The following is a 22,233-nucleotide window of genomic DNA, read 5'->3' as shown; positions in this document are numbered from 1 at the left end:
AACGAGGCGGTGGCCGATGGCGACGGGATGCGGGTCGCCCGTCGGGACGAGGCGGTCCGCGCGGCTGTGGGGCAGGGGCTGCTGGGGCCCGGCTCCCCCATCGTCGGCCTGCTCGACGTCACCGGCATCCGGGAGTCGGCAGCGCTGCTGCGGACGGCCTTTGACAAGGTCACCGCGCCCGGCACGCCCGTGCTGCACGCCTTCGCGGTGAAGGCGACCCCGTTGGTGCCGGTGCTGCGGCTGCTGCACGAGGAAGGGATCGGCGCGGAGGTGGCGAGCCCGGGCGAGCTGGCGCTGGCGCGGGCGGCGGGGCTGCCGCCGGGGCGGACGGTCCTCGACTCGCCGGCCAAAACACCCGCCGAACTGCGGGAGGCCCTGGCCCTCGGGATCGCGATCAACGTCGACAATCCGCAGGAGCTGGACCGCGTCGACGGGCTGATGCGGTCCGCACCCAGCCGTTCCCCCCTCGGCATCCGGGTGAACCCGCAGGTCGGGGCGGGGTCCATCGAAGCCCTCTCCACCTCCACGGCGACCTCGAAGTTCGGGGTGGCGCTGCGGGACGAGGGGGCGCGCGAGTGGGTGGTACGGGCGTACGCCGAGCGCCCTTGGTTGTCCCGGCTGCACGCGCACACCGGGTCGCAGGGCGTCCCGCTCACCCTGATGGCCGAGGGCGTGGCGGAGACGTACCGGCTGGCGGAGAAGATCAACCAGCGGATCGGACGGCCGCAGATCGACACCATCGACATCGGCGGCGGGCTGCCGGTGAACTTCGCCTCGGACGCGACGACGCCGACGTACGCGCAGTACGCGCGGGCGCTGAAGGATGCGGTGCCGGGGCTGTTCGACGGGCGGTACGGGCTGGTGACGGAGTTCGGGCGGTCGCTGCTGGCCAAGCACGGGACGGTGGTGGCGCGGGTCGAGTACGCCAAGAGCGCGGGCGGCCGGCCGGTGGCGGTGACCCACGCGGGCGTGCAGGTGGCGACGCGGACGGTGTACGCGCCGGAGGCGTGGCCGCTGAGGATCGCCGCGTACGACGGCGAGGGGCGGCCGAAGGAGGGGCCCGAGGTGGTGCAGGACGTCGCCGGGCCGGCGTGCTTCGCGGGCGACCTGCTCGCCCAGGCGTGTCCGCTGCCGCTGCTGGCGCAGGGCGACTACGCGGCGGCGCTGGACACGGGCGCGTACTACTTCGCGCACCACTACGCGTACAACTCCCTGGCCCGGCCCGGCATCTACGGCTTCGCCCCGGACGGGGCCTCAGGGGCCGTCTTCTCGACCGTGCGCGAGGCGCAGACCGTCGAGGAGATCGTGGCCGAATCGGGAGGGGCGCACGCCAACGCGCTCACCACCCTGCGCGCACCTGACCGCCGTTGACGTACGTCGGTGGATCTGTTGATCAACTGGCTTGTGCATCAGGTCAGTTGACCCACCTTAGTCATTCGTCGCATGTTCCACTGGAAAATGCCAGAAGACTCACCCCTCGCGCACACGTTGCGTAGCTTCGGCATCACTGAGCCGAACCCCAGGCGGGAGGGGAATCACGGTGCCCGGAATCGACGAGTGCCTGCTGGAAGCCATGCGACTGCCCGGTGCCCGGGGCGCCGCACTGGTCGACTGGACGAGCGGACTGGCCCTGGGCATCGTCGGGGAGTCCCCGGGCGGCGACCACGAGACGGCCGCGGTGGAAACCGCGGAACTCGCCCGGCTGGCCGCCGAGCAACACGCCTTCGCACCCGAGAGCAACGGCCGCACCGGGAGCGCCGACAGCTCTGGTCCGTCCGACAGCTCCGGTCCGTCCGGCAGCTCCGGCTCGTCCGGCAGCTCCGGCTCGTCCGGCAGCTTCGGTCGGGCCGGTGCGGAGGGCGGCGAAAGCACAGCGGGCGACGAGGACGACGGGGGCGGCAGGCACGACGCCGTCGGCGAGGACGACGCCGTCCCGCCGCTCGAAGACCTCATCATCAGCAACCGGGACAGCTACCACGTGCTGCGGTTCGTGCCGACGTCCTTCGACAGCAGCGTGTGCCTGTATTTGTGGCTGGCCCGCGCCGAGGGCAATCTCGCGCTGGCCCGCATCCGGCTGGGCGAGATGGCCGGTCGGCTGGTGCTGGGATGACCGCCGTACAGACCACGCCACCGCCCCGGCTGCCGGTGCGGGACAAGGTGGCGGCCCGGGACCGGGGCTGGGGCGGTGTCTCGCCGATGCTGACCCGGCTTGCCGCTGAGCGGGCCACCGGTGTCCTGATCCGCGAGCGCGGCACGCTGCACCTCGTCCAGGGCCGGGCTGTGCACGCCGAGAGTCCGGCCGCGCCCGGCCTGGACGTCCTGCTGACGGCCCGCGGCACGGTCGACGCCGGCATCTGGCGGCGGGCCCTGACCGAGGCCGGCGACCGGCACCGCGCCGGCCACCTCCTGGTCGACGGCGGGCACCTCACCGCGGGCGCCCTGGACCTGTGCCGGCTCGTCGCGCTGTACGACGCGGCCTACTTCGTCCTCGCGCCCAGCAGCACCCCGGGCCGCTTCCGCTACGCCACCGAGGACGGGCCCGGCTGTCCATGTCCCGTGCCGGTGGCCGCCCTGGAGCGTGAGACCCTGCGCCGCCGCGAGCTGCTGCACCGCATCTGGCCCGACCCGGCCACCGACCAGGCACCCCTCGTCCGCGCCCGCCGCCCCGCGCCCCCTACGCCCACCGCCCGCCAACGGGCGGTCCTGGCGCACCTGGACGACGTCCGTACGGCAGCGGACATCGCCCGGGACCTGGGCCGCCCGGCGTTCCACACCCTGGTGGACCTGCGGCGCCTGGCGGCCGCCGGTGTGGTCGCACCCCGCCCGCCGGCCCCGGCACCGGCCCCCGAGCCCGCGCAAATGCCCGTACTCACACCCACACCCACACCCACACCCACACTCGTGCCCGCGCTTGTGCCCACGCCCACGCCCACGCCCACATACGCACCGGTGCCGGTGCCGGCACTGACACCGGCACTGACACCCGTACCGCCACCCCCACCCCCACCCGAGTTCGCCGATCCCCACATCACGTTGTTGAGAAGGCTCAGGGATGCACTGGAGGCCCTTTGACCGACAGCGGACCCGCGCCGAGAGGAGAGACCTGATGGCAGCGGCCCCCGAAGTACTGGAGGAAGTACTGGAGGAGTTACGCCGGCTCAGAGCCCGCGTTCCCCAGCTCACCGGCGCCCTCGCGGTCGGCCTCGACGGGCTCGTCCTCGCCCAGGACACCCCCGGCATCGACCCGGAGAGCGTGGCCGCGCTCACCACGACCGCCCGCGATCTCGCCGTACAGCTGGCGGAGGCGGCCGGGCACGGGGACTTCCGCGAGCTGCTCGTCCGCGGCGGACACGGCTACGTGGCCACGTACGCGGCGGGCCCCGCGGCCGTGCTGACGCTGCTCGCCCCGGACCGCGTCCCCGTCGGCCGGCTCCACCTGGAGGGCCGCCGCGCCGGGGCCCGCATCGGCGAACTCGTCGAGGCCCGGGCGCCCGCCCCGGCCAAGGCCCCCGCGAAACAGCCCCGGTCGGCCGCGAAAGCCGGCCCGGCCCGGGCCAGAACCGCGCGCACCCCGCGCGCCACGACCACCAACCCACGCACTACAACACGCACCACAACCGAAAGCTGAACCGAGGGAGACCGTCATGGCCAACACCGAAACCGCGCTCAAAGAGGCCCTCGCCTCCATCGAGGGCGCCACCGGCGTCGCGCTCGTCGACTACACCAGCGGTATGGCGCTGGGCACGCTGGGCGGCAGCAAGAGCTTCGACCTCAATGTCGCCGCCGCCGGCAACACCGACGTGGTCCGCTCCAAGCTGCGCACCATGGAACACCTCGGGCTCAAGGGCCAGATCGAGGACATCCTGATCACGCTGTCCGACCAGTACCACCTGATCCGCCTGATCAGCGGCCGCGGCGGCAACGGCCTGTTCCTCTACCTGGTCCTGGACGTCAAGCGGGCCAACCTGGCGATGGCCCGCCACCAGCTGAAGAGGATCGAAGAAGACCTGGAGATCTGACCGCCACCGACCCGCTACGACAAACGGTGCCGGACCGGCCGGCCCCAAGGCATGCGGGCTAGACCAGGGCCGCGGTGCGGCGGCGCGCTCCTCCCGGGGCCGCGTCGCCCGCCGCGATGCCCGTGCTGCGGTAGGCCTTGACCGTCTTGCCGGCCGGACGCCCGCCGTTCACGGCGAGCCAGTCCACCCGCACCCACAGCAGCGCGTCCTCGGCCCGCTCGCGGCGCCCGAGCCAGGCGGCCTTCAGCCGCAGCCCGGTGCCGCATCCGGCGAGCAGCATGCCCCCGGCGGCGGGCACGGCGAACGCGCTGCCCAGCGCGGCGGCGAAGGCGAGCAGCAGCCACCAGCGGTGCCCCCGACGCCAGTTGCGCACGCTCACCGCGCGGTCCTGGAGCACGTCGTGCCTCCCGGCGCGGACGACGCCGCGCGAGAGTGCGACGTACCGCTTACGCCCGCGGCAGGCCACCACGACGACCGCGATGATGAACAGCGCGGCCCCCGCCAGTACCCCGATCCGCCGTCCCGTGATGCCCGGCACCAGTACGCCGACGCCCGCCGCGAACACTCCGAGCCACCACAGGGGCGCGGCTCCGGCCCGTACGACGACCGCCACCCGAGCCAGACCTTGAGCTCTGCCATCTCCGCGTGCCACGTTCCGCCTCCTCGTCGTCCCAGCACGTTTTTCTGGTCGCGCAGATTAGCGGGCGAATGTGAGACGAGTCTGAGTGCCCGTTTTCAACCTCCGGCGAAGATCTGGCCTTTTGAGCCCGGAACGGCGAAAGACCGCCGTCGCCAGGCAACCGGCAACCGGTCAGTCGGCCTTCAACGAGTCGGCGAACTCGCGTGGGAGGCCGATCAGAGCGTCGCGCTTACCGTCCGCCGGCTGGAGCCGGTTGCTGAATACCACCGTGGCCATGTTCTCTCCTGGAGAGAATCTTCAGAGGACCTCGGCGCCCAAGGCGATGTCGAAGCCGGCGCCGTTGCGTGCCAGGCCCACCAGGAGGATGCCGGCCCATTCAAGGACGTGGGCCATCTCGAGCCCTCCCGCGTCGCGGGCCCGCATGTCCAAGCTCTCCAGAAACGCCGCGACACGTGCCTTCGCCTCGGCGCTGTCGCCGGCGAAGAACACGTCCAGGGGCTTGTCTTCAGCAAGGACGCCGCGGAAGATCGAATTGAATGCCTTCACGACGTGTGCGCCCTCGGGGGCGGCGGCGGCGATCTGCTGGGACACCGAGTTGCCCGCGGTGGTCACGAGTCCACTTACGTCGGCGTTGAACGGGTTGGTGATGTCGACGAGGATCTTGCCGGCCAGCGCATCGCCGTAGTGCGCGACCACGTCAACCGCGCTGGTGTACAGGACGGCCACGATGACGATGTCACCCGCCGGCCTTGCGCCGAACGTGCCGACGGTGGCTCCGTTGCCGATCTGGTCGGCGACCGCCTGAGCCTTGGCGGTGTTGCGGCTCATGAGCTCGATGGTGTGGCCGTGCTTCGCCGCCCGGGTGCCGATGGCGGTGGCCATGTTGCCTGAGCCGATGATGCTGATGGTGGTCATGACGTGTGTTCCCTTGTTGTGTATGGATCAGTTGGTCGTGGGGGTCGTGCTGGCGTGCTGGAGTGCTGGGCCGGGGTGTCGAAGGTTCCCCGGCGCCCAGGTGTCAGATCGGCCCGCTGACGACCTGGTCGACGGGCTCGGGCCGGCCGGCCTCGTGGTGGAGCCGGGTACCGCCGCGGATCAGGGCACCGCAGAGGACGGCACCCGCCCAGAAGGCGCCCGCGGCCCACCCATAACCGAAGGTGAACCCGTGCACGGTGGCGCTGACGACGGCGGTGCTGCCCGCCGGGCCGGCGCCCGGCCTGCGCGGCGCGGCGCTGACGACCACCAGCGACGCGCTCAGATCACTGTGGTGCCGCCGTCGACGACCAGCTCCATGCCATTGACGTAGCTCGAGTCGTCCGAGGCGAGGAACAACGCGACCGACGCGATCTCTTCAGGGCGGCCCATCTCTCGCCGCGGGATCACGGATTCGAACTGCGCCTTCATCTGCTCGTCCATCACCTCCTCCAGAATCGGCGTGGCGACCTGGCCGGGGGTCAGCACGTTCACCCGGATCCTCCTGTCCCTCAACTCGGACACCCACACCCGTGCGTAGGCGGGCAGCACGGCCTTGCTCGCTGCGTACACACTCCAATCGGGGTAGCCCCGGAGCGACGCGTTTGACCCGGTCATGACGATCGAGCCTCCATCGTTGAACAGCGGCAGCGCCTTCTGGACCGTGAACAGCGTGCCGCGCGCGTTCAGCGAGAAGGCGGCATCGAACTGCTCCTCGGTGATCTCGCCGAGCCTGCCCTGCTCGCCCGTCCCCGCACTTGCCCACAACACGTCGACCGTGCCCTTTTCCTGCTTGACCGTCTCGAACAAACGGTCCAGATCATCGAGGTCGGCCGCATCGCCCTGCACGCCGGTCACGTTCCGGCCGATCAGCTTGACGGCTTCGTCCAGCACGTCCTTCCGCCGGCCCGAGATGAAGACGTGAGCTCCTTCATCAACGAACAACTTCGCACCGGCCAGCGCCATCCCACTTGTCGCGCCTGTGATCACCGCAACCTTGCCATCGAGCTTTCCCACGACCACTCCATTCACATGCCGTGCCGATGTTATGTACACCGAGCCGGGTACTTAACGTATCGATCAGTCGCGCGGGATGCAAGCTATGCACACCGAGCGGTACCCAAGTGGGCTACGCTGGGCGTGTGACAGAGATGGAGAAGGGGCCGCGAGGCCTGCGCCGCGGCAGGGGGGCACGAGAGCGCATCCTCAGCGCGTCACAACAACTGTTCCGCGATCAAGGCATCAACTGCACCGGCATGGACCAGCTCTGCGCGGTGGCTGAGGTGTCCAAGCGCACGCTTTACCAGCACTTCACGGGCAAGGACGAGCTGATCGCCGAATGCCTACGGCGATTCGATCCCGACATCCTGCCCGAAGTGTTCGACCGCACCGACCTCACACCTCGCGAACGACTCCTCGCCGCGTTCGACGTGCACTCACCCCTGTGCCCATTCATCGCGGCGGCCGTCGAAATTCCCGACCCGGGCCACCCGGCACGCGTACAGGCCCGCACCTACAAAAAAGGCTTCGCCGCCCGGCTCACCGATACCGCCCGCGAGGCCGGCGCCACCAACCCCGAACAGCTCGGCGAGCAACTGGCGCTGCTCCTGGACGGCGCCTCGGCCCGCAGCCGAGTCCTCAACACCGAAGCGTTCACCACCGCCGCCGCCATCGCAGCCGTCCTCGTCGACCACGCCATCCCCGCGGCAGCGGCACCGGCCGGCGCAAGCGCTGTCGAGCAGCACGGCCAGGATGACGATGACGCCGGCCGGGGCGGCGCCCCACGTTCCGGCCGTGGCCCCGTTGCCGAGCACCCTGGCCAGGGCCACATCCTTGACCGCATCACGGAGCAGATGTGATCGGAAAGCTTCATTGAGCCGAATAGCGCGCGCAAAGATCGCAGCGTCGAGTGCCGATTTGGCCGGAGGATGCCTCCGGTTTACCGTTGAGGCAATTCGGAGATAGCCTCCGTTTTCGATCGGCCACCTTACGGGAAGAGATGCGGGAGAGCGTATGAACGCCAGGGAGCAACAGGGGCGCAAGCCCCGCGCCGACGTCCAGCGCAATCGCGCGGCCCTCCTGGAAGCGGCCCAGCGCCACTTCCTTCGGGACGGGGTCGGCACGTCACTGGAGGCGGTCGCCAAGGAGGCGGGCGTCGGGCCGGGAACGCTGTACCGGCACTTCCCCACCCGTGAGGCCCTGCTGTCGGCCGTACTCCAGTCCCGCACCGAGGAACTGGTGACCCGCCGGGCGGACATCGCCGGCATCGACGACGCCGGCACGGCGCTGACGCAGTGGCTGCGGGCGATGGAGGACTACCTCAGCGCCTACAGCGGACTGCCGGAACCCCTCATGGCGGCAACCCGGGCGCAGGACCCGGACAATCCGCTCACCGTCCCCTGTGACGAACTCATCGCCACGACCGACGAGTACGTGCGAGCCGCACAGCGCACAGGGTACGTACGCCCGTCGGTGACGGGCTACGACCTGTTCCTCGCAGCCTGCTCGCTCGCCTGGATCAAGGGCACCGGCACCACCGGGGAATCGGTCGACCGGCTGCGGGCGCTCGTCGCCCACGGATACCGCGAGCCGGACGACCGCACCTAGCAGTCGGCAACTCACTCAAGGAGGACGCGGCATCCTCTCCGTCAGCACCGTGGTCGCCGACACCGACGCCGAGGCGCGGCGGCCGAACTGGTCCAGGACCGCCCTGATGGCCCGCCTGGCCCGCCAAGGGACCGCGGCCCAGGTTCCCACGGTCGAGGAGGCCGAGCGGGAACTCGGCCAGGAACAGAAGGACACCCCCATCGTCATCACCGACGGCCGCTGGCCCCGCCAGATCGCCGGCAGCCCGGAGACCGTACGGGATCAGCTGGAGCAGATGACCAAGGCCACCGGCGTCGACGAGGTGATGGTCCAGGACATCGTCGCGGACCCCGCGGCCCGGGCGCACTCCCGTGCCCTGCTGGCCAAGGCCCTTGACGTCGCCGCTCGTTGACGGTCCCCGCCGTTTCACCTGAAATCGCTGTGCTGTGCTGATTGGGAGGGGGCGACCAGCCGTCGGGCCCCTCACTAGGGTGACTCGATGAGATTCCGACCCGTGTTACTCGTGCTGTTCCTGTTGCCGCTGCTGTGGGGAGCCTTGTCGCTGTTGAGAGCCGGCGCGGCCTACGGCGTCCCTGACTGCCCAGGGCTCCAGTTGCACGCGGACGGCGAGAGTTCCCCGGGGCACATGCGCGAGGGCGACCGCTGCGCGCTCTCCTACGACACCGCCACCGGCCGCTCGACCGGCATGAGCACGTACGAGCAACTGAAGTTCGCCCAGGAAGTGAAGCGCCGGAGCCTGGGGCGCGAGGGCGCGCTGTTCGTCCTGTACGGAGCCACGGGGATCGGCATCGTGTTCGCCGCGACCCGGAAACGCAGGCCCTAGGGCGTTTCGGATGGCTCTTGTCGGGCCGGGTGACCTCACCCGATAAACCCGCCTCACCCGACGACCCACGCCTCACCCGACGAACCCGCCTCACCCGACGACCCGCGCCTCATTCGACGAACCCACCTCATTCGACGACCCGCGCCTCACTCGACGAACCCACCTCATTCGACGAACAGGCTCCGGGCCGTCGCCCTCGCGTCGAACTCCTCCAGCCGGGCCTGTGCGTCGGGCAGGTCGTCGCACATCGCCTCCAGCAGGACCCGGCCCAGCAGCATCGGCGCGCAGGCGGTGTCGAAGGCGAGGCCGGTGCCGACGGCGGCGGGCAGCAGGAGGTCGGAGACCTTGGCGACCGGCGCGAAGGCCGAGTCCGCGACGGTGACCACCGTCAGCCCGGCCTCCTTCGCGTAGGCGAGCGTGTCCACGACCTCGCGCGGGTGCCGGGGCAGCGCGAAGCACAGCAGCGCTGAGGCGCCCGCCCGTACGGCGGCGTCGATCCGGTCGTGGATCATCGTGCCGCCCTCGTTGAGCAGCCGTACGTCCGGATGGACCTTCGCCGCGAAGTACGCGAAGCCGTACGCCTGCGAGGCCGCGGCACGCAGCCCGAGCACCGGGAGAGGGCGTGAGGCCGCGAGCAGCCGCCCCGCCCGCCGCACCGGCCGCGGGTCGGCCAGCACCTCCGCCAGGTGCCGCAGGTTCTCGATCTCCGCCTCGACGGCCTGCTGGTATTCGTTGTACGAGGCCGTGTCCCCGGCCGGTTCGGCGGGCGCGACCTCGCGCAGGTGCCTGCGCAGGGCCGGGTAGCCGTCGAACCCGAGCGCGACCGCGAAGCGGGTGACGGACGGCTGACTGACCCCGGCCAGCTCGGCCAGTTCCACGCTGGACAGGAACGGCACGTCGGCGGCGCGGCGCACCATGCTGTGCGCGATGCGCCGCTGGGTCGGCGTCAGCCGGTGCCCCTCGAACAGCGCCTGCAGCCGCGCGGCGGGACTGTCCGGCACGCCACCGCTCCCGTCCGCCACGGCGCCGTTCCTTTCCGGCACGCCGCCATCCCCGTCCGCCACAACGCCGTTCCTCTCCGCCACACCGCCACCCCCGTCCGCCACAACGCCGTTCCTCTCCGCCACACCGCCACCCCCGTCCGCCACAACGCCGTTCCTCTCCGCCACGGTCACACTCCCGTCCGCCGCACCCGAGCCCCACCCGACACGCCCGAGCCCCCACCCACCACACCCGAGTTCCCGTTCGTCCTCATGACTCGCTCATGACTCGCTCATGCCTCGCTCCCCCTCCAGATCTCCGTGAACCGGTCGAGCAGTGCGGCCGCCGCCGTCACGTCGTGCGTGAGCGGGCGGTCGGCCGGGTCCTCGTCGAGTACCGACACGGCGAGTTCCAGCGCGCGGCCCACCGGCAGATCCGGGTCCGGCACGTGACCGCGCTGGCGCAGCGCCCGTACGGCGGCGACGAGTTCGCAGCCGACGACGAGACGGTACGCACGGCACACACGCAGTGTCTGGCGTGCGGCGAGCGAGGCGAAGCTGGCCTGTTCCTCGACGCCTCGGGAGAGTACAGCGTGGCCGAGGGAGGCGGGGGCGGAGAAGGACCGCAGGTCGCCGAGGGCGGCTCCGGCGGCGTACTCCAGGATCATCACGCCGGAGGAGGCGGGTTCGGGGTCGGCGAGGAAGGGCCGCAGCCGGGTGAAGACGGGCTCGTTCAGGCTGGACAGGCGGGACGTCGACAGCCGGGCCACCTGGGTCAGGGCCAGCCGGAAGTGGTCCAGGGCGAGGGCGAGCTGGGCCTGGTAGAAGCCGCCGTGGTGGTAGGCGGCCAGGTCCTCGGGGCAGATCAGCGGGTTCTCCGCGGCCGCGTTGATCTCGATGGCGATGACCTCTTCCAGGGCGTCGGCGGCGTCGTGCGCCGGACCGTGGATCTGGGGCAGGCAGCGGAAACCGTACGGGTCCTGGATCCGGCCGAGCGGCGGGGTGGGCCGGTCGGCCGCGCCGATCAACTCCCGCATGCGGCGGGCGACTTCGCTGGAGCCGCGGTGTGGGCGGGCGGCGTGCACGGGGGCGGCGTAGGCCTCGTGGGAGCCGTCGACGGCGAGCAGGGAGAGGGCGCCGACGACCTGGGTGGCCTCCAGCAGGCCGCGCAGTTCGTGCAGGGCGAGGGCGGACTGGCCGAGGGTGAGGGCGTTGCTGCTGATGAAGGCCAGCGCGTCGTTGTTGTCGAGCGGCTGCGGCTCGGGCGCACCGGCCCCGCGCCAGGGATGCTCCCCCGCGAGCGCCAGCGCCGCCTGCGCCAGCGCGGCGATGTCGCCGGTGCCGACCGAGCCGAACTCGTTCACCACCGGGTGGGCGGCGCTCTCCAGCGCCTCGCACAGGGCCGTGACGACGGTGGGCCTGAGGCCCGCGCCTCCGGCCAGCAGTTGGTTGGCACGGACCGCGAGCATCGCGCGAACCTCCCTGGCGGGGAGTTCCTCGCCGATGGCCCCGGCGTGGCTGCGCAGCAGGCGCAGGCCGTGCTCGGCGGCGGCGCCGGTGGGCACGTCCTCGTTCCGGTTGGCGCCGACTCCGGTGGAGCGGCCGTAGACACGGCCGGTCGCGGCGATCAGCCGGGCGGCGTCCCAGGACCCCTCGACGCGCCGCATCGCCTCGCTCCCGGGAACCGGCCGCGCGGCCCCGTCGGCGAGCCGTACGACGTCGGCGACGCCGAGCCCGATCCCGTCGAGGACGACGAGAGCGGAGCCCGTAGTGCGCGGCATGTCCACGATCCGAGACGACATAAAGCCCAAACCCTCACTAAATCGGACAGCTGATCTTGCTCTTCGGTCTCCGTTACCTCGGATTAACACCAAGGCGTTGACAACCTATTCATCCAGGAACAACTCTGCATGACGTTATACAGCCCGGGCAAGGGACAACTCATGATCCAGTTCGACGCGGTCCACAAGCGTTTCCCCAACGGCACGACAGCTGTCCACGACCTCACCCTGGAAATGCCGGAAGGCGGCGTGACCGTCCTTGTCGGATCCTCCGGTTGCGGCAAGACGACCACCCTGCGGATGGTCAACCGGATGGTCGAACCGACCTCCGGCACCATCCGGGTCGGCGGCAAGGACGTCACCGAGCAGGACGCGGCCGAACTGCGCCGCTCCATCGGGTACGTCATCCAGCAGTCGGGCCTCTTCCCGCACCGCACGGTGCTCGACAACATCGCCACGGTCCCGCTGCTGCTGGGCCACGGCCGCCGCAAGGCACGCGCCCGCGCGGCCGAGCTCCTCGAAACCGTCGGCCTGACCGCCGAGTCCGGCCGCCGCTACCCGCATCAGCTCTCCGGCGGTCAGCAGCAGCGCGTCGGCGTGGCCCGGGCGCTCGCCGCCGACCCGCCGGTGCTGCTCATGGACGAGCCCTTCGGCGCGGTCGACCCCGTGGTGCGCACCCAGCTCCAGGACGAACTGCTCAGGCTCCAGAAGGAGTTGAACAAGACCATCGTCTTCGTGACGCACGACGTCGACGAGGCGGTACGGCTCGGCGACCGCATCGCGATCTTCCGCACCGGTGGTCACCTCGTCCAGTGCGCCCCGCCGACCGAGCTCCTCGCCCGCCCCGCCGACGACTTCGTCGCCGACTTCCTCGGCGCCGAGCGCGGTCTGAAGCTGCTCTCGCTGAAGACCCTCGCGGACGTCCCCCAGGGCCCGGCTCCCGAGGGCGGCACCTGGACCCTCGTCCTCGACGCGGCGAACAGGCCGGTCCACTGGGCGTCGAAGGACGCCGAACTCCCCGTACGACCGCTCCAGGACGACGACTCCCTGCTCTCGGCGCTCAACGAGTCGGTCGCCTCCCCCACCGGTCTGATCGCCCGCGTCGACGCACAGGGCGTACTCACCGGTGTCTCGTCCCGCGACGACATCCACACCCACGCCGGCCGGGCCCACACGGAAGCGCGGGTCGCCGCATGACCGTCGACTGGTCGTGGATATCCGGCCACACCGACGACCTCACCACCCTCACGGTCTCGCACCTCCAGGCGGCCCTGACCGCGGTCTTCCTCGGCCTGCTGATCAGCCTCCCGCTGGCGGTGGTCGCCCACCGGATCCGCGCCCTGCGCGGCTTCCTCCTCGGCCTGTCGAACATCCTGTTCACGATCCCGTCGATCGCGATCTTCGTGCTTCTGCTGCCGGTCAGCGGCCTCACCCGCACCACGACCGTCATCGGTCTGACGGTGTACACCCTGGTCGTCCTGCTCCGGAACACGGTCGAGGGCCTCGACTCGGTCCCCGCGAAGACCAAGGAGGCGGCGAAGGCGATGGGCACGCGCCCCCTGCGCACGCTCCTCACCGTCGAACTCCCCCTCGCGCTCCCCGTGATCATGGCGGGCGTCCGGATCGCGACGGTCATGTCGATCTCCCTGGTCTCCGTCGCGACCTACATCGGCGACGGCGGCCTCGGCCAGCTCTTCACCGACGGCTTCCAGCGCGACTACCCGACCCCGGTGATCGTGGGAGTGGTTCTCACCCTCCTGCTCGCGGTCGTCGCGGACGCGCTGCTGGTCGCCGTCCAGTACGTCCTCACCCCGTGGAAGAGGCGGCGCGCCTGATGTACGAACTCTTCAAGAACCTCGGCGGCTGGCTGACCAGCGGCACCCAGTGGGCCGGCTCGGACGGTATCGCCCACCGCCTGGCCGAACACCTCCAGTACTCGCTCCTCGCCACGATCATCGCGACCGCGATCGGCCTCCCCCTCGGCCTGCTGATCGGCCACACGGGCAGGGGCGCGTTCCTCGCGATCAACCTGGCGTCCTTCGGCCGCGCCCTGCCGACCGTCGGCCTGGTGGTGCTGGTCTTCCTGGCCGGCGGTCTGTCGATGCTGCCGGTGTACGTCGCCCTGGTCGCCCTCGCGGTCCCGGCGATCGTCACCAACACCTACGCCGGGATGACCGCCGTCGACCCGGACGTGAAGGACGCGGCACGCGGGCAGGGCATGCGCGCCCACCAGGTCCTCTTCCAGGTCGAGCTCCCCCTCGCCCTCCCTCTGATCATGACCGGCCTGCGCCTGGCCCTCATCCAGGTGGTGGCCACGGCCACGATCGCCGCGTACGTCTCCTTCGGCGGCCTGGGCCGCTACGTCTTCGACGGCCTCGCCCAGCGCGACCTCGTCCAGGTGCTCGGCGGCGCGGTGCTGGTCGCCGCGGTCGCCGTCGCCCTGGACCTGGCCCTCTCCGGCCTCCAGCGCTTCCTCTTCCGCCACCGCCGCACTGCCTAGGAACTCCCTGATGACCCGAATGAACCGTCGTACGCTCCTCGGCGCACTGGCCGGAACCGCCGTCGCCGTCCCCGCCCTCTCCGCCTGCTCCAGCGGCATCACCTCCCTCGACAGCCAGGGTGGCGGCTCCGGTGGCAGCGGCTCCAGCAAGGGCGGCGTCACCATCGGCACCGCCAACTTCACCGAGAACCAGGTCCTGGGATACCTGTACGCGGCCGCCCTGGAGCAGGCCGGCGTGAAGGTGACGGTCCGCCCCAACCTCGGCACCCGCGAGATCGTGATCCCCGCCCTCAGGGGCGGCGACATCGACCTGCTGCCCGAATACCAGGGCGCCCTGCTCAACTATCTCGACCCGAAGGCCACGGCCGCGGAGGAGGGCACCATGCAGAACGCCCTCACCCTCGCACTCCCCAGCGGCCTCCAGGTCCTCCCCTACGGCTCGGCCGAGGACTCCGACGCCTTCGCGGTGACCCGCCAGACGGCCCGGAAGTACGGCCTGACCTCGCTGGCCGACCTGAAGAAGCAGAACGGCAAACTGGTCATCGGCGCGGCCCCCGAGGTGAAGAAGCGGCACGTCGGCGCGGTCGGCCTCAAGGAGGTGTACGGCGTCGAGTTCAAGGAGTTCAAGTCGCTGGACTCCGACGGCCCGCTGGTCAAGGGCGCGCTGAAGAAGGGCGACGTGGACGTGGCGAACCTCTTCACCACCGACACCGACATCGAGGCCAACGACTGGGTGGTGCTGACCGACCCCCAGAACCTGATCCCCAGCCAGCACATCGTCCCCCTCATCGCCGACCGCAAGGCCGACGACACCGTCCGCAAGGCCCTCGCCCGCCTCGGCAACGTCCTCACCACGGCCCAGCTCACCGAGCTGAACCGCCAGGTGGACAAGGACAAGAAGGACCCGGAGGACGTGGCGAACGCGTACGCGAAGCAGCACGGGCTGGCGAAGTAACGGCACCGGGGATCCCCAGTCCCCACACGACCCCGGGGTCCCCAGCCCGAACAGGGGGGCTAACCCCAGTGCAGCGGGCGCGCTCGCTGCCTACCGTTGCTCGCATGACCGGAATGGACGCGCCAGACACCGAGCTGAAGAAGGAACTCGCCGCCACCCTGCAGGCCCGCAGGGAGCTGGGGGACGAGTACGAGTCGGCGCTGGTCGACTCGTTCCTGGAGAAGGTGGACCAGCGTATCGACGGCGCCGTGGAGCGCCGGATGCGCCGGCAGCTGGCCGAGCAGCAGATGGTGGTGGCCAGGGGTTCCCGGTCGCCGAGGCCCACGGACTCCTGGGGCGACCGCTTCGGCTTCGGCATCGTCTCGCTGGTCCTGGCGATCCCGCTGTCCGGGATCGGCGCCGGCATATCCGGCCTGCCCGGGCTGCTGGTCACCTGGGGCGGCATCGTCGGCGTCAACGCCTTCCAGGCCGTGCGCACCCACCCGGACCTGTTCCGGGGCCGCCGACGGGGGCCCTCCCAGGACAGCGACTGGGAAGGCTGAGAGTGAGGACGGGTCGGCGAGGTCATCGCCGAGCCGCAGCAGGGCGCGAGAGCGGCGGCGGTTCAGCCGCGAAAAGGGGTGTACGCGGCGGCGGTTCAGCCGCGAAAAGGGTTATGCGCGGGGACCGCCGCACCCCCGTTACCGGGGGGCGGGACGACGGCGGTCCCCGCGACGGACGCGGGCCGGGTCAGGCCGGGCTTGCGCGTCCAAGCGTCCATGGAGGTCCGGGAGCCGCTCCGGAGGTCCTTGGACGTTTCGGCGTCGGCCGGGGCGGGGAGCCGCTCCCGCCCTGCCGACATCCCCTAATGTGCCGGACCCGTGTTAAGCGGGTGCTGCGTGGACGTGACGCGCTCGTACCAGTTCTGCGAAGTCCACTGGTGCGGCGGGCCGGCGCAACTGCGGCACCGTCAGGGCCCGTTCACCGCAGGTTTCCCGCCAATTCCTGCTCTGGTCCCGCTCTTGTCACTTCCCGCTCTTGGCGAGGAAGGCCAGCAGGTCCTGTCGGCTGATCACACCGGTCGGCTTGCCCTCGACGAGGACGATCGCCGCGTCCGCCACACCCAGCACCGACATCAGGTCCGCGACCGGTTCGCCGGAGCCGACCTGCGGCAGCGGCGGCGACATGTGCTTCTCCAGCGGGTCCTCCAGCGAGGCGCGCTGGGCGAACAGGGCGTTGAGCAGCTCCCGTTCCACGACCGACCCCACGACCTCCGCCGCCATCACGTCCGGGTGACCGGCGCCGGGCTTGACGATCGGCATCTGCGAGACGCCGTACTCGCGCAGCACCTCGATGGCCTGGCCGACGGTCTCGTCCGGGTGCATGTGGACGAGGGACGGGATGGCGCCGTGCTCCTTGTCTTTGAGGACGTCGGCGACACGGGCGCTGGTGCCCTCGCCCTCCAGGAAGCCGTAGTCCGCCATCCATTCGTCGTTGAAGATTTTACTGAGGTAGCCGCGCCCGCTGTCGGGAAGGAGGACGACCACGACGTCGTCCTCGCCGAGCCGCCCGGCGACCTCCAGCGCGGCGACGACGGCCATCCCGCAGGAGCCGCCGACGAGCAGCCCCTCCTCCTTGGCCAGCCGGCGGGTCATCTGGAAGGAGTCCTTGTCGGACACCGCCACGATCTCGTCGGCGACGGTCCGGTCGTAGGCGGTCGGCCAGAAGTCCTCACCGACGCCCTCGACGAGATACGGCCGCCCCGAGCCGCCCGAGTACACGGAGCCCTCGGGGTCGGCGCCGACGACCTTCACCCGGCCGTCGCTGGCGTCCTTGAGGTAGCGCCCGGTCCCGGAGATGGTGCCGCCGGTGCCCACCCCCGCCACGAAGTGGGTGATCTTCCCCTCGGTCTGCTCCCACAGCTCGGGGCCGGTCGAGTGGTAGTGGGAGAGCGGGTTGTGGGGGTTGGAGTACTGGTCGGGCTTCCAGGCGCCGGGGGTCTCCCGGACCAGCCGGTCGGAGACGTTGTAGTACGAGTCGGGGTGCTCAGGGTCCACGGCGGTCGGGCACACGACCACCTCCGCCCCGTAGGCCCGCAGCACGTTGATCTTGTCGGTGCTCACCTTGTCGGGGCACACGAAGATGCACTTGTACCCCTTCTGCTGCGCCACGATGGCGAGGCCGACGCCGGTGTTGCCGCTGGTCGGCTCCACGATCGTGCCGCCGGGCTGGAGCGCACCGCTCTCCTCCGCGGCCTCGATCATCCGCAGGGCGATGCGGTCCTTCACGGAACCGCCGGGGTTGAAGTACTCCACCTTGGCCAGGACGGTCGCCCGGATACCCTTGGTCACGCTGTTGAGCCTCACCAGCGGGGTGTTGCCGACGAGGCTGATCATCGAGTCGTGGAATTGCACCGTTGTCTCCGGATGCTTGCAAAAAGAACGTGGTCGTGGTGTTGCGCCAGCCTAGGGCTTCTCCCTGATCCGTGGCGGTCGTTCACTCACCGTGGGGATTGGGCGACGGTCCGTACGGGGCAAGGAGTGGTTGTACCGATTCGAGGAGGTGGCGGCGACGCATGACAAGCATGTCGAGGGCGAGGGTGGCCCGGCGGATCGCGGCCGGTGCCGCGTACGGAGGCGGCGGGATCGGACTCGCCGGCGCGGCGGCCATGGGCCTGCTGCTGGCGGAGGTCCGGCTGGCCAGGCGACAGGTGGGCAACGGCACGGCGTCGCACGTCCCGCACGCGGAGGGCCGCTACGGGCGGGCCTACGCCGTGCCCGGCGAACCGGCCCTGCGCCTGGTCATGCTGGGCGACTCCACGGCCGCGGGCCAGGGCGTCCACCGGGCCGCCCAGACCCCGGGCGCGCTGCTGGCGTCGGGTCTGGCGGCGGTGGCGGAACGCCCGGTGGAACTCCGTAACGTCGCCCGGCCCGGGGCCGCGTCCGACGACCTCGACCGCCAGGTGGCCCTGATCCTGGCGGAACCGTCCCTGGTGCCCGACATCTGCGTGATCATGATCGGCGCGAACGACGTGACCCACCGGATGCCGGCGACCCGCTCGGTCCGCCATCTGTCGACCGCGGTACGACGGCTGCGCACGGCCGGCGCCGAGGTGGTGGTCGGCACCTGTCCCGACCTGGGCACGATCGAGCCGGTGCAGCAGCCCCTGCGCTGGCTGGCCCGCCGGGCCTCCCGGCAACTGGCGGCGGCCCAGACGATCGGGGTCGTCGAGCAGGGCGGCCGTACGGTGTCGCTGGGCGACCTGCTGGGCCCGGAGTTCGAGGCGAACCCGCGGGAACTGTTCGGCCCCGACAACTACCACCCCTCCGCGGAGGGCTACGTCACGGCGGCGATGGCGGTCCTCCCGACGGTCTGCGCGGCCCTGGGCCTGTGGCCGGCCGAGGAGGACCGTCCGGACGCCTCCCGCCGCGAGGGCTTCCTCCCCGTGGCCCGGGCGGCCGCCGAGGCGGCGTCGGAGGCGGGTACGGAGGTCGCGGCGGCGGTACCGACCGGCCCGAAGGGCCCATGGGCCCTTCTGAAGCGGCGCCGGCGCCGGAGGGTCCCGGTGACGGAACCGGCTCCTGTCACGCCGTCTCCCTGAGCCGTTTCGCTGAGCCGTCTCCCTGAGCCGTTTCGCTGAGCCGTCTCCCTGAGCCGTTTCGCTGAGCCGTCTCCCTGAGCCGTCTCCCCGAGCCGTTTCCCCGAGCCGTCTCCCTGAGCCCGTCTCCCCGAGCCCCGCCGCGCTCCCTGGACATCCGGCAAAGCAAGCGCTTAGCAAACTGCGGCCAGGGTCACACCGCCACACCCGTGACCGAGCCCCTACGTACGGGTAACTTCCCACACAGGCCTGCCCGATCCCGCACTCCCACCCGTCGCGCGAGGCGCCGCGCGCCACCCCCCTCGACTGGAGCCGTCATGCCCGAAGCCGTGATCGTCTCGACCGCCCGCTCCCCCATCGGCCGCGCCTTCAAGGGCTCCCTCAAGGACCTGCGCCCGGACGATCTCACCGCCACGATCATCCAGACCGCCCTCGCCAAGGTCCCGGAACTCGACCCCAGGGACATCGACGACCTGATGCTCGGGTGCGGTCTGCCCGGCGGCGAGCAGGGCAACAACCTCGGCCGTATCGTCGCCGTGCAGATGGGCATGGACCACCTTCCCGGCTGCACGGTCACCCGGTACTGCTCCTCCTCCCTCCAGACCAGCCGCATGGCCCTCCACGCCATCAAGGCCGGCGAGGGCGACGTCTTCATCTCGGCGGGCGTGGAGATGGTGTCCCGGTTCGCCAAGGGCAACTCCGACAGCCTCCCCGACACGCACAACCCGCTCTTCGCCGAGGCCGAGGCCCGCACCGCGGAGGTCGCCCAGCAGGAGGGCACCACCTGGCACGACCCGCGCGAGGACGGCCTCACCCCCGACCCGTACATCGCGATGGGCCAGACCGCCGAGAACCTCGCCCGCGTCCAGGGCATCACCCGCCAGGACATGGACGAGTTCGGTGTCCGCTCGCAGAACCTCGCCGAGGAAGCCCTCAAGAACGGCTTCTGGGAGCGGGAGATCACCCCGGTCACGACCCCCGACGGCACGGTCGTCGCCAAGGACGACGGTCCGCGCCCCGGCGTCACCCTGGACGGCGTCGCGGGCCTCAAGCCGGTCTTCCGTCCCGACGGCCTGGTCACCGCCGGTAACTGCTGCCCCCTGAACGACGGCGCCGCCGCGGTCGTCATCATGTCCGACACCAAGGCCCGCGAGCTCGGCCTGACCCCGCTCGCCCGCATCGTGTCGACCGGCGTCTCCGGCCTCTCGCCCGAGATCATGGGCATCGGTCCGGTCGACGCGAGCAACCAGGCCCTGCGGCGCGCCGGCCTGACGATCGACGACATCGACCTGGCCGAGATCAACGAGGCGTTCGCCGCCCAGGTGATCCCCTCCTACCGCGAGCTCGGCCTCCCGCTGGAGAAGCTGAACGTCAACGGCGGCGCCATCGCCGTGGGCCACCCCTTCGGCATGACCGGCGCCCGCATCACCGGCACGCTCATCAACTCCCTCCAGTTCCACGACAAGCAGTTCGGTCTGGAGACGATGTGCGTCGGCGGCGGCCAGGGCATGGCGATGGTGATCGAGCGCCTGAGCTGAGCTGCCCACCTCGCCTCAACTCTCCGCATCCGCACGGAAACCCCGTGTGACCTCTCGGCCCGGGACCCGGGAAACTCCGGGGTTCTGGGCCGATTTGTGATCCAATCTCCCCCAGGATGTGACCTATCTCCCTTGGGAAAGGGATTCACGCAGGTCAGAACCGCTTCAGTAGCACTCCCCGAGCCCAAAGTCGGGTCTGTTCCGTGTGTTACGCACTGACAGGGGGATAGTCCGCCCTTCAAGCTGATGTAGGAAGTCAGGGGGGTCGACTTTGAACCGGGAGTTACGTCAGTGAGCGCCATGCCGATCGCCTTGCTGGTCACCACGGTGGCCACGGGCGCCGTGGGCGTCGCCGTCCTGCGCACGCTCTGGCAGCTGCGCCGGCAGGTCGCCGCCCTGCACGCCCAGTTCGCCAGGACCAACGCCACGGCCACGCGGGGCCTCGTACCCGCTGCCCGTTCCACCACCGACGTGGACGAGATACGCGCCGCCGTGGCCGAGGCCCTCGCCGAGGAGCGGGAGCGAGAGCTCGCCGAGGCGCGCGCCTTCTGGGCCGCCCAGGAGGCCCGGGACGCCCCCGACGCACCCACGCTGCTGGGCCTGCCCGACAGTGAGCTGTTCCTGCCCCGGCAGACCGATTTCGTGGGCCTGGAGCCCCTGGAACCGGTCACCGAGCCCGGCGTCGACGCCGACGAGTTCGCCGGCGACTCCCCGGAACTGGCCGCGGCCCGCCGCCGCCACCCCTCCCACCCGGATTTCGTCCCGGTCGCCTCCCACATCGCCAACGACCACGAGCGCACGGTGGCCGCCCTGGACGAACTGGCCGCATCCGCCACCGAACTGGCCGACGTCCGCCCCGGCCCGCTCGGCACCCTCGACGTCTACGTCTTCGCCGACGGCACCACCCTCTGCATGACCCCGGGCCACCGCGAAACAGCGGAACGCCTGGCCGCGGCCCTGCGGGCGGGCGAGACCCCGTTCCTTCTCGGCGGCTCCGGCATCTCGGGGGCGTACACCCTCACGTTCGCGTGCGGCCAGGAGAACGTCTACATCCTGGCGGACCGGGTCATAGCGAGCCTTTGAGACGCCGGGCGCCGGCCGCCGGGGCCAGTGGACTCGCCTCGAACCCCCGCCGGCTTCTGCCCCTCCTCAAACCCCCGCCCGTTTCTGCGCCCCCTCGACCAACCGCACAGCTTCAGCGACCTTGCCCTCGTCCTTCAGGACGAGGGCCAAGTCATGCACAGCCACGGTGATCTGGTCGGCGACGGCGAACATCCCGGCCTCCGGCATCACCCGGGGCTCGGCCTCGGGCGCCTCCACCAGCTGCGCCCATCGAGCCAGTTCTTGAGCCAGTCCCAGAGCCTCCCCGGCAGCGCACCGCTGCAAGCGGGACTGCGGCGCCGCTCGCAACCGGTCGGCAAAGTGATCAACGGCACGGGTCAAAGGCGTCGTATCCACCACGCGGCGAGCGTATCGCGTCGCACCCGGACTGTTGCCAACAGGCGAACACTCAGGCACGGTGACCTGAAGGACCGGCTTACATACCCTTTGCGTCCGGAGGCGCCGATGTCCCACGTCCTCTCCGAGGAGACCCACCGCAACATGCTCGCCCGCATCCCCCACTGCACCGGTCGTGAAGTGTCCGACTGGTTGCACACCGTCGAAGAAGGCCCGGCTCTCTTCCGCTTCGAGGAAAAGGTCAGCTGGCTCCGCCACGAACACAATCTCGCGTACGGCCACGCGAAGGCGATCGTCCACGAGTACGACCTGAGGAGGGCCGCGCGCAAATTCGCCTAGGTCAGGTCCTGGGCGCACGCCGCAGCCGACCGCCAGACGACGAA

25 protein-coding genes and 1 pseudogene are annotated in these 22,233 nt (G+C 70.9%); 18 read left to right on the top strand and 8 right to left on the bottom strand.

What is annotated here, in order from left to right:
* The first annotated feature begins 27 nt into the window (after positions 1-27).
* The 5 genes and pseudogenes from M2271_RS29120 (at position 28) to M2271_RS29100 (ending at position 4,019) form a co-directional block, all read left to right on the top strand.
* Positions 28-1,371 (top strand): diaminopimelate decarboxylase, encoded by a 1,344-nt coding sequence (locus M2271_RS29120; RefSeq protein WP_280890403.1) that lies wholly within the window; start codon positions 28-30, stop codon positions 1,369-1,371.
* A 169-nt stretch (positions 1,372-1,540) separates the two neighbouring features.
* Positions 1,541-1,735 (top strand): annotated as a pseudogene (locus tag M2271_RS29115) (hypothetical protein); the annotation flags it as partial.
* 371 nt (positions 1,736-2,106) lie between these two features.
* Positions 2,107-3,072 carry a hypothetical protein gene (locus M2271_RS29110; RefSeq protein WP_280890338.1) on the top strand — a complete coding sequence of 322 codons (966 nt, stop codon included), beginning with the start codon at positions 2,107-2,109 and terminating at the stop codon, positions 3,070-3,072.
* Positions 3,073-3,106: 34 nt separating this feature from the next.
* The gene (locus M2271_RS29105; RefSeq protein WP_280890337.1) at positions 3,107-3,628 is read left to right on the top strand and encodes a roadblock/LC7 domain-containing protein; all 522 of its coding nucleotides are present in this window, start codon (positions 3,107-3,109) and stop codon (positions 3,626-3,628) included.
* Between the two features lie 16 nt (positions 3,629-3,644).
* The gene (locus M2271_RS29100) at positions 3,645-4,019 is read left to right on the top strand and encodes a hypothetical protein (RefSeq protein ID WP_280890335.1); all 375 of its coding nucleotides are present in this window, start codon (positions 3,645-3,647) and stop codon (positions 4,017-4,019) included.
* 58 nt (positions 4,020-4,077) lie between these two features.
* Here M2271_RS29100 and M2271_RS29095 read toward each other — a convergent pair whose 3' ends face one another.
* The 4 genes from M2271_RS29095 to M2271_RS29080 all read right to left on the bottom strand — a co-directional run bounded on the left by M2271_RS29095 (position 4,078) and on the right by M2271_RS29080 (position 6,648).
* Complete coding sequence (locus M2271_RS29095; RefSeq protein WP_280890334.1) at positions 4,078-4,671, bottom strand: hypothetical protein; 594 nt, start codon at positions 4,669-4,671, stop codon at positions 4,078-4,080.
* 285 nt (positions 4,672-4,956) lie between these two features.
* Positions 4,957-5,574: an NAD(P)-binding domain-containing protein gene (locus M2271_RS29090; protein WP_280890333.1), complete on the bottom strand. Its 618-nt coding sequence runs from the start codon at positions 5,572-5,574 to the stop codon at positions 4,957-4,959.
* Positions 5,575-5,677: 103 nt separating this feature from the next.
* Positions 5,678-5,902, bottom strand: a complete 225-nt coding sequence (locus tag M2271_RS29085; protein ID WP_280890331.1) for a hypothetical protein — start codon at positions 5,900-5,902, stop codon at positions 5,678-5,680.
* An 11-nt stretch (positions 5,903-5,913) separates the two neighbouring features.
* Positions 5,914-6,648, bottom strand: a complete 735-nt coding sequence (locus M2271_RS29080; RefSeq protein WP_280890330.1) for an SDR family oxidoreductase — start codon at positions 6,646-6,648, stop codon at positions 5,914-5,916.
* Positions 6,649-6,782: 134 nt separating this feature from the next.
* Between M2271_RS29080 and M2271_RS29075 the strand changes: the two genes are divergently transcribed.
* The 4 genes from M2271_RS29075 to M2271_RS29060 all read left to right on the top strand — a co-directional run bounded on the left by M2271_RS29075 (position 6,783) and on the right by M2271_RS29060 (position 9,061).
* Positions 6,783-7,490, top strand: coding sequence for a helix-turn-helix domain-containing protein (locus M2271_RS29075; protein WP_280890402.1), 708 nt, complete (start codon positions 6,783-6,785; stop codon positions 7,488-7,490).
* 154 nt (positions 7,491-7,644) lie between these two features.
* On the top strand, positions 7,645-8,238 hold the full coding sequence (locus M2271_RS29070) for a TetR/AcrR family transcriptional regulator (RefSeq protein ID WP_280890329.1): 594 nt from the start codon (positions 7,645-7,647) through the stop codon (positions 8,236-8,238).
* Between the two features lie 49 nt (positions 8,239-8,287).
* Complete coding sequence (locus tag M2271_RS29065; RefSeq protein ID WP_280890328.1) at positions 8,288-8,629, top strand: hypothetical protein; 342 nt, start codon at positions 8,288-8,290, stop codon at positions 8,627-8,629.
* Positions 8,630-8,716: 87 nt separating this feature from the next.
* Positions 8,717-9,061, top strand: a complete 345-nt coding sequence (locus M2271_RS29060) for a hypothetical protein (protein WP_280890327.1) — start codon at positions 8,717-8,719, stop codon at positions 9,059-9,061.
* Between the two features lie 164 nt (positions 9,062-9,225).
* Here the strand turns inward: M2271_RS29060 and M2271_RS29055 are convergent, their stop codons facing one another.
* Together M2271_RS29055 and M2271_RS29050 are read right to left on the bottom strand one after the other, a co-directional pair.
* Entirely contained in the window at positions 9,226-10,083 is an 858-nt protein-coding gene (locus tag M2271_RS29055) for a MurR/RpiR family transcriptional regulator (RefSeq protein ID WP_280890326.1), read from the bottom strand.
* Between the two features lie 251 nt (positions 10,084-10,334).
* The gene (locus M2271_RS29050) at positions 10,335-11,843 is read right to left on the bottom strand and encodes an aromatic amino acid ammonia-lyase (RefSeq protein WP_280890325.1); all 1,509 of its coding nucleotides are present in this window, start codon (positions 11,841-11,843) and stop codon (positions 10,335-10,337) included.
* Between the two features lie 141 nt (positions 11,844-11,984).
* Here M2271_RS29050 and M2271_RS29045 point away from each other — a divergent pair, with 141 nt between their 5' ends.
* The 5 genes from M2271_RS29045 to M2271_RS29025 all read left to right on the top strand — a co-directional run bounded on the left by M2271_RS29045 (position 11,985) and on the right by M2271_RS29025 (position 15,819).
* Positions 11,985-13,019 (top strand): ATP-binding cassette domain-containing protein, encoded by a 1,035-nt coding sequence (locus M2271_RS29045; protein ID WP_280890401.1) that lies wholly within the window; start codon positions 11,985-11,987, stop codon positions 13,017-13,019.
* The gene (locus M2271_RS29040) at positions 13,016-13,657 is read left to right on the top strand and encodes an ABC transporter permease (RefSeq protein ID WP_280890324.1); all 642 of its coding nucleotides are present in this window, start codon (positions 13,016-13,018) and stop codon (positions 13,655-13,657) included. Before M2271_RS29045 ends, M2271_RS29040 begins: the two co-directional genes overlap by 4 nt.
* Positions 13,657-14,322: an ABC transporter permease gene (locus tag M2271_RS29035; RefSeq protein ID WP_280890400.1), complete on the top strand. Its 666-nt coding sequence runs from the start codon at positions 13,657-13,659 to the stop codon at positions 14,320-14,322. Before M2271_RS29040 ends, M2271_RS29035 begins: the two co-directional genes overlap by 1 nt.
* A gap of 19 nt (positions 14,323-14,341) precedes the next feature.
* Entirely contained in the window at positions 14,342-15,277 is a 936-nt protein-coding gene (locus M2271_RS29030; RefSeq protein WP_280890399.1) for an ABC transporter substrate-binding protein, read from the top strand.
* Between the two features lie 113 nt (positions 15,278-15,390).
* Complete coding sequence (locus M2271_RS29025) at positions 15,391-15,819, top strand: hypothetical protein (RefSeq protein ID WP_280890397.1); 429 nt, start codon at positions 15,391-15,393, stop codon at positions 15,817-15,819.
* A gap of 462 nt (positions 15,820-16,281) precedes the next feature.
* Here M2271_RS29025 and M2271_RS29020 read toward each other — a convergent pair whose 3' ends face one another.
* Complete coding sequence (locus M2271_RS29020; protein WP_280890323.1) at positions 16,282-17,670, bottom strand: cystathionine beta-synthase; 1,389 nt, start codon at positions 17,668-17,670, stop codon at positions 16,282-16,284.
* 161 nt (positions 17,671-17,831) lie between these two features.
* Here M2271_RS29020 and M2271_RS29015 point away from each other — a divergent pair, with 161 nt between their 5' ends.
* From M2271_RS29015 to M2271_RS29005, 3 genes are all read left to right on the top strand, one after another.
* Positions 17,832-18,857 (top strand): SGNH/GDSL hydrolase family protein, encoded by a 1,026-nt coding sequence (locus M2271_RS29015; RefSeq protein ID WP_280890322.1) that lies wholly within the window; start codon positions 17,832-17,834, stop codon positions 18,855-18,857.
* A 314-nt stretch (positions 18,858-19,171) separates the two neighbouring features.
* Positions 19,172-20,392, top strand: coding sequence for an acetyl-CoA C-acetyltransferase (locus tag M2271_RS29010; RefSeq protein ID WP_280890321.1), 1,221 nt, complete (start codon positions 19,172-19,174; stop codon positions 20,390-20,392).
* 300 nt (positions 20,393-20,692) lie between these two features.
* The gene (locus tag M2271_RS29005; RefSeq protein ID WP_280890320.1) at positions 20,693-21,475 is read left to right on the top strand and encodes a hypothetical protein; all 783 of its coding nucleotides are present in this window, start codon (positions 20,693-20,695) and stop codon (positions 21,473-21,475) included.
* A 66-nt stretch (positions 21,476-21,541) separates the two neighbouring features.
* Here the strand turns inward: M2271_RS29005 and M2271_RS29000 are convergent, their stop codons facing one another.
* Positions 21,542-21,853 (bottom strand): hypothetical protein, encoded by a 312-nt coding sequence (locus M2271_RS29000; protein ID WP_280890319.1) that lies wholly within the window; start codon positions 21,851-21,853, stop codon positions 21,542-21,544.
* A 105-nt stretch (positions 21,854-21,958) separates the two neighbouring features.
* Between M2271_RS29000 and M2271_RS28995 the strand changes: the two genes are divergently transcribed.
* Positions 21,959-22,189 (top strand): DUF4287 domain-containing protein, encoded by a 231-nt coding sequence (locus M2271_RS28995; protein WP_280890318.1) that lies wholly within the window; start codon positions 21,959-21,961, stop codon positions 22,187-22,189.
* Positions 22,190-22,233 lie beyond the last annotated feature (44 nt).

Origin of the sequence: Streptomyces sp. LBL, assembly GCF_029893585.1 — a bacterium.
GTDB lineage: Bacteria > Actinomycetota > Actinomycetes > Streptomycetales > Streptomycetaceae > Streptomyces.
The sequence above is the reverse complement of the archived record's forward strand: the minus strand, read 5'-3'. Positions and strand labels throughout refer to the sequence as shown.